The organism is Serratia sp. 121840015-1, assembly GCF_053627655.1.
In genome coordinates this window covers 18,186-33,366 of the sequence record NZ_JBSEYF010000006.1, presented here as the reverse complement: position 1 = coordinate 33,366, position 15,181 = coordinate 18,186, and the positions used below count along the sequence as shown (strand labels likewise).

Sequence of the window (15,181 nt, the reverse complement as noted above, 5' to 3'; positions counted from 1 at the left end):
TCATCAAGACTTCTCTCTTTTCATCAGCGCCGCCAAAGCGGCGCTCAAAATTTTATGAATGCTTTTTCTTGGCGAAAATCACGCGCGCCAGGATATTCAGTAACAGTACGCACAGGGTGATCAACAGCACCCCGGCCCAGGCCAGCTGTTGCCATTCGGCGAACGGGCTCATGGCGAATTTGAAGATGGTCACCGGCAGGTTGGCGATCGGCTGCATCAGGTCGGTGCTCCAGAACTGGTTCGACAGCGAGGTGAACAGCAGCGGTGCGGTTTCCCCGGCGATGCGCGCAATCGCCAGCAGCACGCCGGTGATGATACCGGACACCGACGCCTTCAGCGTGATGGCGGAAATCATGCGCCATTTCGGCGTACCCAGGGCGTACGCGGCCTCGCGCAGCGTATCCGGTACCAGCTTCAGCATGTTTTCGGTGGTGCGAATGACGATCGGCACCTGCAGCAGCGCCAGCGCCACGATGCCGGCCCAGCCGGAGAAGTGTTCCATCTTCGCCACCACGATGGTGTAAACGAACAGGCCCACCACGATCGACGGTGCGGACAGCAGGATATCGTTGATAAAGCGGATCACTTCCGCCAGCCAAGATTTACGGCCGTATTCCGCCAGGTAGATGCCGGCCATGATGCCCAGCGGCGTACCGAAGATGGTCGCCCACAGGATCAACAGGCCGCTACCGGCGATGGCGTTGGCCAAGCCGCCGCCCGCGGTATTCGGCGGCGGGGTCATTTCGGTGAACAGCGCCAGCGACATACCGTCGAAGCCTTTGGTGACGGTGGCGATCAGGATCCAGATCAACCAGAACAGCCCGAACGCCATGGTCGCCATCGACAGGAACAGCGCGAGGCGGTTTTTCTGCCGGCGCCAGGCCTGCATTTTGCGGCGGCTTTCCGCCAGAACGACTGCGTTTTGCATATCCATCGTCGCCATGTTAACGCCCCTCATTCTTGGCCAGACGCATGATCATCAGTTTCGACAGCGCCAGCACGATAAAGGTGATAACAAACAGAATCAGGCCCAGCTCCATCAACGCGGCGGTGTGCACGCCGGACTCGGCTTCGGCGAATTCGTTGGCCAGCGCCGAGGTGATACTGTTGCCCGGCATGTACAGCGAAGCGCTGTCGAGCTGGTAGGTGTTACCGATGATAAAGGTCACCGCCATGGTTTCCCCCAGCGCGCGGCCCAGGCCCAACATCACGCCGCCGATGACGCCGTTTTTGGTGAACGGCAGCACGATGCGCCAGATGACTTCCCAGGTGGTGCAACCGATGCCGTAGGCCGACTCTTTCATCATCACCGGCGTCTGTTCGAACACGTCGCGCATGACCGCGGCGATGTAAGGAATGATCATGATCGCCAGGATCACCCCGGCGGCCAGAATGCCGATGCCGAAGGCCGGGCCGGAGAACAGCTCGCCGACGATCGGAATGCCCGACAGCACTTCGCCCACCGGCGTCTGGAAGTATTCGGCGAACAGCGGGGCGAACACGAACAGGCCCCACATGCCGTAGACGATGCTCGGGATGGCCGCCAGCAGCTCAATGGCGATGCCCAGCGGCCGCTTCAACCAGTTCGGCGCCAGTTCGGTCAGGAACAACGCGATGCCGAAGCTCACCGGCACGGCGATGATCAGCGCGATAAGCGAGGTGACCACGGTACCGTAGATCGGCACCAGCGCGCCGAACTGCTCCGCCGGCGCGTCCCACTCTTTGGTCCACAGGAAAGCGAAGCCGAATTTCTGCATGCTTGGCCAGGAGGCGAAGATCAGCGAAACGATAATGCCGCCCAGCAACAATAGGGTAATCAGCGCAGCCAGTCTCACCAGCGCGCTGAAAATGATGTCACCGTTTTTGCCCGGTGCTTTGATGGTCGGCTTGTACTCAGCCATAGATTACTCTCTGTTTGAACCCTGGCAGCCCCAACCGGGATCGGAGCCTGAAGAACTGTGTGGGGCGCGGCGAGCCCGCGCCCCTGCGTTGTTAGTACAGCGCTTTACCTGAACTGTCTTTTACGTTGGTTTTCCAGGCCGCGCGCACCTGCTCAACCACTTCTTTCGGCAGGGTGGCGTAATCCAGCTCGTTAGCCTGTTTGCCGCCGGTTTTGTAAGCCCAGTCGAAGAACTTCAGCACTTCGGCGCCCTGAGCAGGGTTTTTCTGCTCTTTGTGCACCAGGATGAAGGTGGTGGAGGTGATTGGCCACACGTTGTCGCCTTTCTGGTCAGTCAGATCCTGAGCGAAGGTCTTGCTCCAATCCACGCCTTTGGCCGCGTTGCTGAAGCTCTCTTCAGTCGGGCTGACCGGTTTGCCGTCGGCGGAAACCAGCTTGGTGTAAGCCAGGTTGTTCTGCTTGGCGTAAGCGTATTCTACGTAGCCGATAGAGCCTGGCAGACGCTGAACGAAGGCGGCGATGCCGTCGTTGCCTTTGCCGCCCAGACCGGTCGGCCAGTTAACGGTAGAACCGGCGCCAATCTTTTCTTTCCACTGCGCGTTGGCCTTGGACAGGTAGCTGGTGAACACGAACGAGGTGCCGGAACCATCGGCGCGGCGCACCACGGCGATGTTCTGGTCAGGCAGTTTCACGCCAGGGTTCAGCTTGGTGATAGCCGGGTCGTTCCATTTTTTGACGTTGCCCAGGTAGATATCGCCCAGGGTTTTACCGTCCAGAGTCAGTTCGCCGGATTTAATGCCCGGGATATTCACGGCCAGCACCACGCCGCCAATCACGGTCGGGAACTGGAACAGGCCGTCGGCCGCCAGCTTGTCGTCAGACAGCGGGGCGTCGGAGGCGCCAAAGTCAACGGTGTTGGCCACGATTTGCTTCACGCCGCCAGAGGAGCCGATGCCCTGATAGTTAACTTTGTTGCCGGTTTCTTTCTGATAAGAATCTGCCCACTTGGCGTAAACCGGAGCGGGGAATGTCGCACCTGCACCGGTCAGGCTGGCAGCAGCGAACGCGGACACGGCGGTCAGGGAGAAGGTCGCTGCCACAATACTGGCGACGGTGGTACGCATCAGTTTCATAATCCCTCCTAATGGGATATTTAAAATCGACTTCGAGTCGTTTTAATCAGAGTAAGTATTGCTGCAGGAGGGAAAATAGGACAGTTTGGTGACAGAAAAATGTACGCAATATGACAGTTATATTACAGTGCATTTGAGGGGTGGTGATTTATATAAAAATCAACTTGTTAAATCAAAAACAGCGCAATAGCCAAGCAATAAAAAAACCGTTTGGCCACGCCCTATCCGCTTGAATATGACAACGTTTATCCCTGAATCGGCGCCGCTGTCATCTTTCGCGTTACTCATGAAAAAAGCCGGCGCTAAGGCCGGCTTTTGCAGTTTACCTGCGGCAGATTACTCTACGGTGACAGACTTCGCCAGGTTGCGCGGCTGGTCAACGTCGGTGCCTTTGATCAGCGCCACGTGGTAAGACAGCAGCTGCAACGGCACGGTGTAGAAGATCGGCGCCACGATTTCCTCGACGTGCGGCAGAGGAATGATGGTCATGCCTTCGCTGCTGACGAAGCCAGCGTCCTGATCGGCGAACACATACAGCTGGCCGCCGCGCGCGCGCACTTCTTCAATGTTGGACTTCAGCTTTTCCAGCAGTTCGTTGTTCGGCGCCACCACAATCACCGGCATATCGGCGTCGATCAGCGCCAGCGGGCCGTGTTTCAGCTCGCCCGCCGCATAAGCTTCGGCATGAATATAGGAGATCTCTTTCAGCTTCAGCGCCCCTTCCATGGCGATCGGATACTGATCGCCGCGGCCGAGGAACAGCGCATGGTGCTTGTCGGAGAAGCCTTCCGCCAGCGCTTCGATCTCTTTATCCATCGACAGCATCTGCTCGATGCGCGCCGGCAGCGCCTGCAGGCCGTGCACGATCTCCTGCTCCACGCTTTCTGCCATGCCTTTCAGGCGGCCCAGGCGCGCCACCAGCATCAGCAGCACGGTGAGCTGCGTGGTGAAGGCCTTGGTCGAGGCTACGCCGATTTCCGTGCCGGCCTTGGTCATCAATGCCAGATCGGATTCGCGCACCAGCGAAGAGCCCGCAACGTTACAAACGGCCAGCGAACCGAGATAACCCAGCTCTTTGGACAGGCGCAGCGCCGCCAGGGTATCGGCGGTTTCGCCGGACTGCGACAGGGTGATGATCAGGCTGCCCGGACGCACCGCCGATTTGCGGTAACGGAACTCGGAGGCGATCTCGACGTCGCACGGCACGCCGGCCAGCGCTTCGAACCAGTAACGCGCCACCATACCGGAGTGGTAAGAAGTGCCACAGGCGATGATCTGCACGTGCTGCACCTTGGCCAACAGCTCATCGGCGCGCGGGCCCAGCTCGCTCAGGTTGATTTGGCCATGGCTGAAACGCCCTTCCAGGGTGTTTTTCAGCGCCAGCGGCTGTTCGTAGATCTCTTTTTGCATGTAGTGGCGGTAAGCGCCTTTGTCGCCGGCGTCATACTGCACCTGGGATTCGATCTCAGGGCGCTCGATGGCGTTGCCCTGCTTGTCGAAGATGTTGACGGTGCGGCGAGTCACTTCCACCACGTCGCCTTCTTCCAGGAAGATGAAGCGGCGGGTGACCGGCAGCAGCGCCAGCTGGTCGGAAGCGATGAAGTTTTCCCCGACGCCGCGGCCGATAACCAGCGGGCTGCCGGAGCGCGCCGCGACCAATACGCTCGGATCGCGGCTGTCCATCACCACGGTGCCGTAGGCGCCGCGCAGCTGTGGGATCACGCGCTGAACCACTTCCAGCAGCGTACCGCCCTGCAGTTGTTCCCAGTGCACCAGGTGCGCAATCACTTCGGTGTCGGTTTCGGAGCTGAAGCGATAACCGCGTTCGATCAGCAGTTCGCGCAGCGGTTCGTGGTTTTCGATGATGCCGTTATGCACCACGGTAATGTAGTCGGAAACATGCGGGTGCGCGTTCGCCTCGGTCGGTTCACCGTGCGTTGCCCAACGGGTGTGAGCGATGCCGGTACCGCCGTGCAGATCGGTCTGCTCCGCCGCTTCGGCCAGTTTTTGCACCTTGCCTACGCGGCGCAGGCGGCTGACGTTGCCTTTTTCGTCGACCACTGCCAGACCGGCGGAGTCATAACCGCGGTACTCAAGACGACGTAAACCTTCCAACAGGATTTCTGCGATATCACGTTGCGCTACTGCGCCTACAATTCCACACATCAGTTATATTCCTAATGAACGCCCTTCATGGGCGCTTTCGATGCCTTGACCTGATTTTTGCCGGTTTTTACCGTGCGCCCCCCGAGCCTGTAGATGGTGGGGGTTATTATGTTTTGTATTGGGCTCGTGAACGGAGCCCAACGCAAAACACACTATGACTTCTTCTTCACCGGACGTTGCCAGCCCTGAATGTGCACCTGCTTGACGCGGCTCAGCACCAGTTCGTTCTCGGCTATATCGCGCGTCACCGTGGTGCCGGCGGCGATGGTGGAGCCTTTGCCGACCGACACCGGCGCCACCAGCTGTGTATCGGAACCGACGAATACGCCGTCGCCGATCACCGTCTTGTGCTTGTTGGCGCCATCGTAGTTGCAGGTGATGGTGCCGGCGCCGATATTCACGTCATCGCCAATTTCGGCATCGCCCAGATAGCTGAGGTGGCCGGCCTTGGAGCCTTTACCCAGACGCGCCTTTTTCATTTCCACAAAGTTGCCGACGTGAGCCCCTGCCGCCAGCTCCGCGCCTGGGCGCAGGCGGGCGAACGGCCCCACGGTGCAGTCGGCTTCCAGCACGCTGTCCTCCAGCACGCTGTAAGGGCTGATCTCGCAGTCATCGCCAATCACGCAGTTTTTCAGCACGCAGCCGGCGCCGATTTTCACCCGGTCGCCCAGCTTGACGTGACCTTCGATAATCACATTCGCATCAATAGTGATGTCGCGGCCGTGAACAAGTTCCCCGCGCAGATCGAAACGCGCCGGATCCAGCAACATCACGCCGGCTAACAGCAGCTTTTCAGACTGTTCCGACTGGAAGACGCGCTCCAGGGTCGCCAGCTGCAGGCGGTTGTTCACGCCTTCCACTTCACTCAGGCGCAACGGGTGCACGGTTTCGATTTTCTTGCCGTCGGCATGGGCCAACGCAATGATATCGGTGATGTAGAACTCACCCTGTGCGTTGTCGTTATTCAACATCCCCAGCCAGCGCTTCAGATCGCGCCCGTTCGCCACCAGGATGCCGGTATTGATCTCGTTAATCTGGCGCTGCGCCTCGCTGGCATCCTTGTGTTCGACGATGCCCACCACGTTGCCCTGCTCGCGCACGATGCGCCCGTAACCGCTCGGATCGTCCAGCTTGACCGTCAGCAGCCCGATACCGCCCTGCGGCTTGGCCGCCAGCAGGCGTTGCAGCGTATCCACGGAGATCAACGGCACGTCACCGTACAGCATCAGCACGTCTTCATCGTCGGCAAAGTGCGGCGCGGCCTGCTGCATCGCATGGCCGGTACCCAGTTGCTCGGCCTGCAGCACCCAGTTCAGCGCGCCGTCAGTCAACGTACTCTTCAGCAGATCGCCGCCGTGGCCGTATACCAGGTGGACATGTTGCGCGCCCAGTTTCATCGCGGCATCAATGACGTGTTGCACCATCGGCTTGCCGGCCAACGGATGTAAGACCTTGGGAAGATCGGAATACATGCGTGTTCCCTTGCCCGCGGCGAGGATAACCACGCTCATTGCGCTGTTCGACATAAGCAACCTGATAACTCCATTTTGATAGACGAAAGTAAAACCGTTTAGCGACGATATTACTACATATTTCTCTGCACGAACCCGGTGCAGACCGCGTGGGCCTTGGCCTGCCGCTATCGCGGCCAATTCGGCGTCGGGACGAAAAAACTGTCGGCGATCGGCGACGTTTATTTCCCGATATCAGGGGTTATACACCACACTGTCCGCCGGGCTGCAATGCTTATTTTAAAGTAAAAAAAAAGCGACCCTATAGGCCGCTTTCTTAAAGTTGGGTGCCAGGCACCCAAACATTACATCGCTTTTCTGGTGAGCTCGATAACGCGCAGTTTTGCGATCGCTTTCGCCAGTTCAGCGGATGCCTGAGCATAGTCGACATCGCCATGAGAGCTGCGAATGTGTTCTTCAGCTTTACGCTTAGCTTCCAACGCTCTCGCTTCGTCGAGGTCAGTACCACGGATAGCAGTGTCCGCCAGCACGGTAACCACGCTCGGCTGCACCTCGAGGATGCCGCCGGACAGGTAGATGAACTCTTCTTCACCGTGCTGCTTAACAATACGCACCATGCCAGGCTTGATGGCAGTCAGCAGCGGCGCATGGCCAGGGAAGATCCCCAGTTCACCTTCGCTGCCTGTCACCTGGATCTTCTGCACCAGGCCGGAAAACATCTGTTTTTCCGCGCTGACTACATCCAGATGGTAAGTCATAGCCATATCACCCTCCTCTCAAGGCGTTACAGTTTCTTGGCTTTTTCCACTGCTTCTTCAATGGTGCCAACCATGTAGAACGCCTGCTCCGGCAGGTGGTCATAGTCGCCGTCCATAATGCCTTTGAAACCACGGATGGTGTCTTTCAGCGATACGAACTTGCCCGGAGAACCGGTGAAGACTTCTGCCACGAAGAACGGCTGAGACAGGAAGCGTTGGATCTTACGCGCACGGGATACGACCAGTTTGTCTTCTTCAGACAGCTCGTCCATACCCAGGATCGCGATGATATCTTTCAGTTCCTGGTAGCGTTGCAGAATGGACTGCACGCCACGCGCTACGTCGTAGTGCTCCTGGCCAACAACCAGCGGATCCAGCTGACGGCTGGTGGAATCCAGCGGGTCAACGGCCGGGTAGATACCCAGAGAAGCGATGTTACGGCTCAGTACCACGGTTGCGTCCAAGTGCGCAAAGGTGGTGGCTGGTGACGGGTCAGTCAAGTCATCCGCAGGAACGTAAACGGCCTGTACGGAAGTGATGGAACCGGTCTTGGTCGAGGTGATACGTTCTTGCAGAACGCCCATCTCTTCCGCCAGCGTTGGCTGATAACCTACCGCGGATGGCATACGGCCCAGAAGTGCGGACACTTCGGTACCGGCCAGGGTGTAACGGTAGATGTTGTCAACGAACAGCAGAACGTCACGGCCTTCGTCACGGAATTTCTCCGCCATGGTCAGACCGGTCAGCGCAACGCGCAGACGGTTACCTGGTGGCTCGTTCATCTGGCCGTAAACCAGGGATACTTTGTCCAGAACGTTGGAGTCGGTCATTTCGTGGTAGAAGTCGTTACCCTCACGAGTACGCTCGCCCACGCCCGCAAACACGGAATAACCGGAGTGCTCGATCGCGATGTTACGGATCAGCTCCATCATGTTTACGGTTTTACCCACGCCCGCACCGCCGAACAGACCGACTTTACCGCCCTTGGCGAATGGACAAATCAGGTCCATTACCTTGATACCGGTTTCCAGCAGTTCCTGGGAGCTGGACAGCTCTTCGTAGCTTGGCGCCGCGCGGTGAATCGCCCAACGCTCTTCTTCGCCGATGTCGCCTTTCATGTCGATTGGTTGACCCAATACGTTCATGATACGGCCCAGGGTAGCTTTACCCACCGGCACTTCAATCGGGTGGTCCAGGTTGTTCACTTTCAGACCGCGACGCAGACCGTCGGAGGTCCCCATTGCGATACAGCGAACCACGCCACCGCCCAGCTGTTGCTGAACTTCCAACACCAGTTTTTCGGTGCCGTTTTCTACCTCAAGGGCATCGTACACTTTTGGTACGGCATCCTGAGGGAACTCGACGTCCACCACGGCGCCGATTACCTGGATAATCTTTCCAGTAGCCATCTTGAATCCTCTACGTAATTCGTAAACCTAGCTTAAACCGCGGAGGCTCCCGAAACGATCTCGGTGAGTTCCTGAGTGATGCTGGCCTGACGCGCCTTGTTGTATACCAACTGCAGCTCTTTGATCAGGCTACCGCCGTTATCGGTTGCGGCTTTCATCGCGACCATTCGTGCGGCCTGCTCGCTGGCCAGGTTTTCCACGACGCCCTGATAAACCTGCGACTCCACATAGCGGCGCAGCAAGGTATCAAGCAGCACTTTTGGATCGGGTTCATACAGGTAATCCCAAGGCGTTTTCTTCAGCTCTTCGTCATCGGCTGGCGGTAACGGCAGCAGCTGAAGCACCTGTGGCTCTTGGGACATCGTATTAACAAATTTGTTGCTGACAATGTACAGCTTGTCCAAACGACCTTCGTCGTAGGCCTGCAGCATCACTTTCACCGGCCCGATCAGATCCGACAGGGAAGGTTTGTCCCCCATGCCGGTCACCTGGGCAACCACGTTGCCGCCCACGGAACCAAAGAAAGAGGCCGCTTTAGAGCCAATCAGCGCCAAATCGGTTTCGACGCCTTTTTCGGACCAGGCTTTCATCTCCGCCAGCAGCTTTTTGAACAGGTTGATGTTCAAGCCGCCGCAGAGACCACGGTCAGTAGACACCACCAGATACCCGACGCGCTTAACGTCACGCTCATCCAGGTACGGGTGCTTGTACTCCAGATTCCCTAACGCAAGGTGACCAATCACTTTGCGCATGGTCTCTGCATAAGGACGGCTGGCCGCCATGCGATCCTGCGATTTACGCATTTTGGAGGCGGCGACCATTTCCATCGCTTTAGTGATCTTTTGCGTGTTTTGCACGCTAGCGATCTTACTACGTATCTCTTTTGCGCCGGCCATCTCTGCTTCTCCTCAGTGCCAGACGGCCTGCTGTCTTTCAACAGCAGGACCGTTCGGCGTTACCAGGACTGGGTTTTCTTGAAGGTCTCGAGGATGTCTTTCAACTTGCCCTCGATCTCATCATTGAAGTTGCCAGTTTGGTTGATGTGGTTCAGCAGCTCGGCGTGCTCGCGGTCCGCATAGGCGACCAGCGCGGCTTCGAAGCTCACCACTTTGGCGACTTCGACGTCGTTCAGGTAACCGCGTTCTGCGGCAAACAGCACCAGAGACTGTTGTGCAACCGACATCGGCGCATACTGTTTCTGTTTCAGCAGCTCGGTCACTTTCTGACCGTGGCTCAGCTGTTTGCGGGTCGCGTCGTCCAGATCGGAGGCGAACTGGGAGAACGCAGCCAATTCACGATACTGCGCCAGCGCGGTACGGATACCACCGGACAGTTTCTTCATGATCTTGGTCTGCGCGGCGCCACCAACACGGGATACGGAGATACCCGGGTTAACTGCCGGACGAATACCGGAGTTGAACAGGTTGGATTCCAGGAAGATCTGACCATCGGTAATCGAGATTACGTTGGTCGGAACGAACGCGGAAACGTCACCCGCCTGGGTTTCAATGATCGGCAGAGCGGTCAGTGAACCGGTTTGGCCTTTAACTTCACCTTTGGTGAAGGCTTCAACGTATTCGGCGTTAACGCGCGCTGCACGCTCCAGCAAGCGGGAGTGCAGGTAGAATACGTCGCCTGGGTAAGCTTCACGACCTGGCGGACGACGAAGCAGCAGGGAAATCTGGCGGTAAGCAACGGCCTGTTTGGACAGGTCATCGTACACGATCAGCGCATCTTCACCACGGTCACGGAAGTATTCGCCCATTGCGCAACCGGCGTATGGCGCCAGGTATTGCAGTGCAGCGGATTCGGAAGCGGTCGCCACCACCACGATGGTGTTGGCCAGTGCGCCGTGCTCTTCCAGTTTGCGCACCACGTTAGCGATGGTGGACGCTTTCTGGCCGATAGCCACGTAAACGCATTTGATGCCGGAGTCGCGTTGGTTGATGATCGCATCGATCGCCAGCGCGGTTTTACCGGTCTGACGGTCACCGATCACCAGCTCACGCTGGCCACGGCCGATTGGAATCATGGCGTCAACGGATTTGTAGCCAGTCTGAACCGGCTGATCAACGGACTGACGCTCGATAACGCCTGGCGCGATAGCTTCTACCGGAGAGAAGCCGTCGTTCTCAATCGGGCCTTTGCCGTCGATTGGTGCGCCCAGGGTGTTAACTACGCGGCCCAGCAGACCACGACCGACTGGAACTTCCAGGATACGGCCGGTGCATTTAACCTTCATGCCTTCGGCCAGATCCGCGTACGGACCCATAACCACGGCACCTACGGAGTCGCGCTCCAGGTTCAATGCGATTGCGTAACGGTTACCAGGCAGCGCGATCATTTCGCCCTGCATAACTTCGGCCAGGCCGTGTACGCGGATGATCCCGTCGCTGACGGAAACGATAGTACCTTCATTGTGAGCTTCGCTCACTACATTGAACTGAGCAATGCGCTGCTTGATCAGTTCGCTGATTTCGGTGGAATTCAGTTGCATGCTCCAGTCCCCTTAAGACTGCAAGACGTCTGTCAGGCGTTCAAGACGACCGCGAACGCTGCCATCAATCACCATATCGCCGGCGCGAACAACGATGCCGGCCAGTACAGACTTGTCAATTTTGCAATTCAGCTTAACTTTGCGTGACAGACGTTTTTCCATCGCAGCGGCGATTTTCGCCTGCTGTTCGTCGCTCAGCGCGCTCGCAGAGAGCACTTCGACTTCGACGGTGGATTCCAGCGAGGCGCGCAGTTCGATGAACTGCTGCAGCACGGCAGGAAGAACCAGTAAACGTCCATTTTCGGCCATTACACGGATAAAGTTCTGGCCATGTTCGTCGAGCCGATCGCCACAAACCGCGATGAACGTCTTGGACAGCGTTTCTGGCGCGACCGCGCCAGACAGCAGTTCAGAAATCTGTTCATTGCGAGTGACTTCAGCCGCAAACGCCAGCATTTCCTGCCAGCGCTCTACGCTTTGGTGCTCAACGGCAAAGTCAAAAGCTGCTTTGGCGTAGGGGCGAGCTACAGTTACAAATTCAGACATCAGCCCCTCCCTCCTTACAGTTCAGCGACCAGTTTATCAACGATGTCGCTGTTAGCAGCTTCATCCACGGAACGTTCGATGATCTTCTCGGCGCCGGCAATTGCCAGCATCGCGACTTGCTTACGCAACTCTTCACGAGCGCGCTTACGTTCGGCTTCGATCTCAGCCTGAGCCTGCGCCACGATTTTGTTACGTTCCTGCTCGGCTTCGGCTTTCGCTTCATCCATGATCTGAGCTTTGCGTTTGTTCGCTTGCTCGATGATCACCTGAGCTTCTGCTTTAGCAGTTTTCAGCTGGTCGGTCGCATTGGCTTGCGCTAAGTCCAGATCTTTTTTGGCACGCTCTGCGGAAGCGAGGCCGTCAGCGATTTCTTTCTGACGTTTCTCGATGGCAGCCATGATCGGCGGCCATACGTACTTCATGCAGAACCAGACAAACAGAACGAACGCGATGGCCTGGCCGAGGATTGTTGCGTTAAGATTCACAGCACAATGCCTCTTTAAAAGTTAATAGTTTGGTTACGTCGTAGAGAGTTACTCTACTTACGCGACGGCGAACATCACGTACAGACCCAGACCTACAGCGATCATCGGGATGGCGTCGACCAGACCCATAACGATAAAGAACTGTGTACGCAGCAGAGGAATCAGGTCAGGCTGACGAGCAGCGCCTTCCAAGAATTTACCACCCAGGATGCCGATACCGATCGCAGCACCGATTGCCGCTAAACCCATCATCACAGCGGCAGCCATGTACAGCAGATCCATACTCAGGTTTTCCATGACAGTCTCCAGTTTGTTTCAGTTTAAAAGTGCAAGTGTTTTAAGAAAATCAGTGCTCTTCAGACGCCATCGACAGATAGACGATCGTCAGAACCATGAAAATAAAGGCTTGAAGCGTAATGATCAGGATGTGGAAGATAGCCCAAGGCAAGCTCAGGACCCACTGTGACCACCACGGCAACAGGCCGGCAATCAGGATGAAGATCAACTCACCCGCATACATGTTGCCGAACAGTCGCAGACCCAGTGAAACAGGTTTGGACAGCAGGCTGACACCTTCAAGAATCAGGTTGATAGGAATGAATACAGGGTGGTTGAACGGCTGCATGGTCAACTCTTTAACGAACCCGCCAACGCCTTTCATTTTGATGCTATAGAACAGAATCAGGATAAACACGCCCAGCGCCATCGACAGCGTGACGTTCACGTCGGCGGTAGGCACGACGCGCAGCGCAGGCAGACCGAGAACGTGGGTGCCGAGATAAGGCAGGAAGTCAACCGGGATGAGGTCCATCAGGTTCATCAGGAACACCCAGACGAACACGGTCAGTGCCAACGGCGCAATGACCTTGCTCTTGCCGTGGTACATATCGCGCACGCTGCTGTCGACGAAACCGACCACCAGCTCCACGGCGGTTTGCAGTTTACCCGGCACGCCGCTGGTGGCGTTTTTGGCCACTTTGCGGAAGATCACCAGGAAGAGCGCCCCGAGGACGACGGAGAAAAACATCGAGTCGAGGTTAATCGACCAAAACCCAGTCCCGACCTGAAGCTGCGTCAGGTGGTGACCGATATACTCCTGTGGAGTCAAGACTTCTCCTGCAGACATGATGCCTCTTACCCTTATTTAGTTAAGTTCGGTAACTGTTAATCACGGCCGGTGCCACTATCTGCACCACTAACACCGCTAAATAGGTCAGGCCAAGCGGTATAAACTCCGCCTTGAACACCCCCAGCGCCACGATCAGCAAAACGATGGTGATCACGACCTTTAGCCCCTCGCCGATGGCGAACGACCAGGCAACCCTACCGGGCGCCGGCGTTTGCGCCTGATGGCGCAAGGCAAACAGCATAAACATTGCACTCGGCAACCAGGCGGCGAGACCGCCTACCAGCGCCGAAGCGCTCCATTCCGGGCTTTTCAGCCAGAAAGCAACGCTGATCAGAACAAAAGTCATTAACTGCAAAAACAGCAGTTTGCGTGCGACTTTCCCGCTGTAAAGGGACACAGACATGACGTTTGTTCTCTCCGTACCCCAGAGGGGGTATGCTGAGTGACGTATACAACTGTTTTTGCTGTCCTGAGTCAAGCAGCAAAAAACGAGCAAATTATACGGGGCATACCAACGAATTCAATCGATAAGTAGCGAAAAGGTGAACAATTATTTAAATTTCCCTATTCCAGCCTATTTTCACAAGAAAACGGTCGGAATAATAGGGCGCATTTAATTGTCTGATTATTCCAGCGTTGCGTTTAGAAACGCGAAGCCGATCACAGTAATGTCCCTTCCTGATTTATAGCCGATGGTCAACCAAACCGTCTTTAGCAATTTGAGCGATCAAAAGATTATATAAATCAAAACATTATCAGTTAACTGTTCAAAAACAATCCGTATACCCGATGAAAACCTTTTATTGACAAGCAGCGGGGCAATATTCCAACAGCCAATTAACATTAGCAGCAAACGCCAATCTTTCGCACATGATTGCTAACGTGACTATTTCCAAATGCAATTACTCTATTGTCGCTAATTAGCCGCGTTTTTTGTGTTAATAGGAAGTAAATTAACTAAAAAAAGCGGCCAACTAATTAGCCTGCTTATCTTTCTGCCTGGTACTGCCTTTAATTCACGCTTGTTTGATCAAAAGCAAACTCAGTTTGCCTTAAGAATCACCAGATGGCGTTCGCCTTCCAGTTCAGGCACCTGCAGCCGCACGATAGACTCCAGGCTAACGCCTGCAGGCAGCTGCGTCAGCTCTTCATCCGGGCGCACGCCTTTCAACGCGTAAAAACGCCCCTGCCCTTTCGCCGGCAGATGATGGCACCAGGACAGCATATCCTGCAGCGAAGCGAACGCGCGGCTGATCACGCCATCGAACGGTGGCTCGGCCGGAAACTCCTCAACGCGGCTCTGCACCGGCTCGATATTGTTCAGGCCCAGCTCATGCTGCACCTGACGCAGGAAACGCACGCGCTTGCCCAGGCTGTCGAGCAGCGTGAAATGCGCGTCCGGGCGCACGATCGCCAGCGGAATGCCCGGCAACCCGGGGCCAGTGCCGACATCGATAAAACGCGAGCCCTGCAGATGCGGGTTGACCACGATGCTGTCGAGGATGTGGCGCACCAGCATTTGCTGCGGATCGCGCACCGACGTGAGGTTATAAGCCTTGTTCCATTTATCCAGCATGCCGACATAGCCCAGCAGCTGCTGTTTCTGCTGATCGGGCAGCTCAATGCCTGCTGCCGCAAGCAGCGAGTCTAATTTTTTTTGCACAACGGATCCTCTGGCAGGCGCTG

General features: G+C 56.5%; 15 protein-coding genes. All 15 read right to left on the bottom strand.

Annotated features, from left to right (window positions below; all coding sequences use genetic code 11):
• Window positions 1-52 precede the first annotated feature (52 nt).
• On the bottom strand, window positions 53-943 hold the full coding sequence (gene pstA / locus ACUXAC_RS21790; protein ID WP_019455481.1) for a phosphate ABC transporter permease PstA: 891 nt from the start codon (window positions 941-943) through the stop codon (window positions 53-55).
• Window position 944: 1 nt separating this feature from the next.
• A complete protein-coding gene (pstC, locus tag ACUXAC_RS21785) occupies window positions 945-1,901 on the bottom strand; it encodes a phosphate ABC transporter permease PstC (RefSeq protein ID WP_004933822.1) in 957 nt (318 codons plus the stop codon).
• A 91-nt stretch (window positions 1,902-1,992) separates the two neighbouring features.
• Entirely contained in the window at window positions 1,993-3,033 is a 1,041-nt protein-coding gene (gene pstS / locus ACUXAC_RS21780) for a phosphate ABC transporter substrate-binding protein PstS (protein ID WP_038876034.1), read from the bottom strand.
• Window positions 3,034-3,369: 336 nt separating this feature from the next.
• Window positions 3,370-5,199 (bottom strand): glutamine--fructose-6-phosphate transaminase (isomerizing), encoded by a 1,830-nt coding sequence (glmS, locus tag ACUXAC_RS21775; protein WP_049200563.1) that lies wholly within the window; start codon window positions 5,197-5,199, stop codon window positions 3,370-3,372.
• Between the two features lie 152 nt (window positions 5,200-5,351).
• Complete coding sequence (gene glmU / locus ACUXAC_RS21770; protein WP_060441268.1) at window positions 5,352-6,725, bottom strand: bifunctional UDP-N-acetylglucosamine diphosphorylase/glucosamine-1-phosphate N-acetyltransferase GlmU; 1,374 nt, start codon at window positions 6,723-6,725, stop codon at window positions 5,352-5,354.
• Between the two features lie 290 nt (window positions 6,726-7,015).
• Window positions 7,016-7,435, bottom strand: coding sequence for a F0F1 ATP synthase subunit epsilon (locus tag ACUXAC_RS21765; RefSeq protein ID WP_004933814.1), 420 nt, complete (start codon window positions 7,433-7,435; stop codon window positions 7,016-7,018).
• A gap of 20 nt (window positions 7,436-7,455) precedes the next feature.
• Window positions 7,456-8,838, bottom strand: coding sequence for a F0F1 ATP synthase subunit beta (atpD, locus tag ACUXAC_RS21760; protein ID WP_004933813.1), 1,383 nt, complete (start codon window positions 8,836-8,838; stop codon window positions 7,456-7,458).
• A 32-nt stretch (window positions 8,839-8,870) separates the two neighbouring features.
• Window positions 8,871-9,734, bottom strand: a complete 864-nt coding sequence (atpG, locus tag ACUXAC_RS21755) for a F0F1 ATP synthase subunit gamma (protein ID WP_004933811.1) — start codon at window positions 9,732-9,734, stop codon at window positions 8,871-8,873.
• A 59-nt stretch (window positions 9,735-9,793) separates the two neighbouring features.
• Window positions 9,794-11,335 (bottom strand): F0F1 ATP synthase subunit alpha, encoded by a 1,542-nt coding sequence (gene atpA, locus ACUXAC_RS21750; RefSeq protein ID WP_004933808.1) that lies wholly within the window; start codon window positions 11,333-11,335, stop codon window positions 9,794-9,796.
• Between the two features lie 12 nt (window positions 11,336-11,347).
• Window positions 11,348-11,881: a F0F1 ATP synthase subunit delta gene (gene atpH, locus ACUXAC_RS21745; protein WP_033649565.1), complete on the bottom strand. Its 534-nt coding sequence runs from the start codon at window positions 11,879-11,881 to the stop codon at window positions 11,348-11,350.
• Between the two features lie 14 nt (window positions 11,882-11,895).
• Window positions 11,896-12,366 carry a F0F1 ATP synthase subunit B gene (gene atpF / locus ACUXAC_RS21740; protein ID WP_004933804.1) on the bottom strand — a complete coding sequence of 157 codons (471 nt, stop codon included), beginning with the start codon at window positions 12,364-12,366 and terminating at the stop codon, window positions 11,896-11,898.
• A 57-nt stretch (window positions 12,367-12,423) separates the two neighbouring features.
• Complete coding sequence (atpE, locus tag ACUXAC_RS21735) at window positions 12,424-12,663, bottom strand: F0F1 ATP synthase subunit C (RefSeq protein WP_004093904.1); 240 nt, start codon at window positions 12,661-12,663, stop codon at window positions 12,424-12,426.
• A gap of 49 nt (window positions 12,664-12,712) precedes the next feature.
• Window positions 12,713-13,492 (bottom strand): F0F1 ATP synthase subunit A, encoded by a 780-nt coding sequence (gene atpB, locus ACUXAC_RS21730; protein WP_025160299.1) that lies wholly within the window; start codon window positions 13,490-13,492, stop codon window positions 12,713-12,715.
• A gap of 22 nt (window positions 13,493-13,514) precedes the next feature.
• Window positions 13,515-13,898: a F0F1 ATP synthase subunit I gene (gene atpI, locus ACUXAC_RS21725; RefSeq protein ID WP_172906150.1), complete on the bottom strand. Its 384-nt coding sequence runs from the start codon at window positions 13,896-13,898 to the stop codon at window positions 13,515-13,517.
• 639 nt (window positions 13,899-14,537) lie between these two features.
• Window positions 14,538-15,158: a 16S rRNA (guanine(527)-N(7))-methyltransferase RsmG gene (gene rsmG / locus ACUXAC_RS21720; protein WP_047729585.1), complete on the bottom strand. Its 621-nt coding sequence runs from the start codon at window positions 15,156-15,158 to the stop codon at window positions 14,538-14,540.
• Window positions 15,159-15,181: the final 23 nt, after the last annotated feature.

Excerpts from the sequence above, each read along its gene's own strand:
- atpB (WP_025160299.1), bottom strand. The coding sequence starts at position 13,492 with ATGTCTGCAGGAGAAGTCTTGACTCCACAGGAGTATATCGGTCACCAC.
- ACUXAC_RS21765 (WP_004933814.1), bottom strand. The coding sequence starts at position 7,435 with ATGGCTATGACTTACCATCTGGATGTAGTCAGCGCGGAAAAACAGATG.
- atpG (WP_004933811.1), bottom strand. The coding sequence starts at position 9,734 with ATGGCCGGCGCAAAAGAGATACGTAGTAAGATCGCTAGCGTGCAAAAC.
- atpH (WP_033649565.1), bottom strand. The coding sequence starts at position 11,881 with ATGTCTGAATTTGTAACTGTAGCTCGCCCCTACGCCAAAGCAGCTTTT.
- atpD (WP_004933813.1), bottom strand. The coding sequence starts at position 8,838 with ATGGCTACTGGAAAGATTATCCAGGTAATCGGCGCCGTGGTGGACGTC.
- pstA (WP_019455481.1), bottom strand. The coding sequence starts at position 943 with ATGGCGACGATGGATATGCAAAACGCAGTCGTTCTGGCGGAAAGCCGC.
- glmU (WP_060441268.1), bottom strand. The coding sequence starts at position 6,725 with ATGTCGAACAGCGCAATGAGCGTGGTTATCCTCGCCGCGGGCAAGGGA.
- atpA (WP_004933808.1), bottom strand. The coding sequence starts at position 11,335 with ATGCAACTGAATTCCACCGAAATCAGCGAACTGATCAAGCAGCGCATT.
- atpI (WP_172906150.1), bottom strand. The coding sequence starts at position 13,898 with ATGTCTGTGTCCCTTTACAGCGGGAAAGTCGCACGCAAACTGCTGTTT.
- pstC (WP_004933822.1), bottom strand. The coding sequence starts at position 1,901 with ATGGCTGAGTACAAGCCGACCATCAAAGCACCGGGCAAAAACGGTGAC.
- glmS (WP_049200563.1), bottom strand. The coding sequence starts at position 5,199 with ATGTGTGGAATTGTAGGCGCAGTAGCGCAACGTGATATCGCAGAAATC.
- pstS (WP_038876034.1), bottom strand. The coding sequence starts at position 3,033 with ATGAAACTGATGCGTACCACCGTCGCCAGTATTGTGGCAGCGACCTTC.
- atpE (WP_004093904.1), bottom strand. The coding sequence starts at position 12,663 with ATGGAAAACCTGAGTATGGATCTGCTGTACATGGCTGCCGCTGTGATG.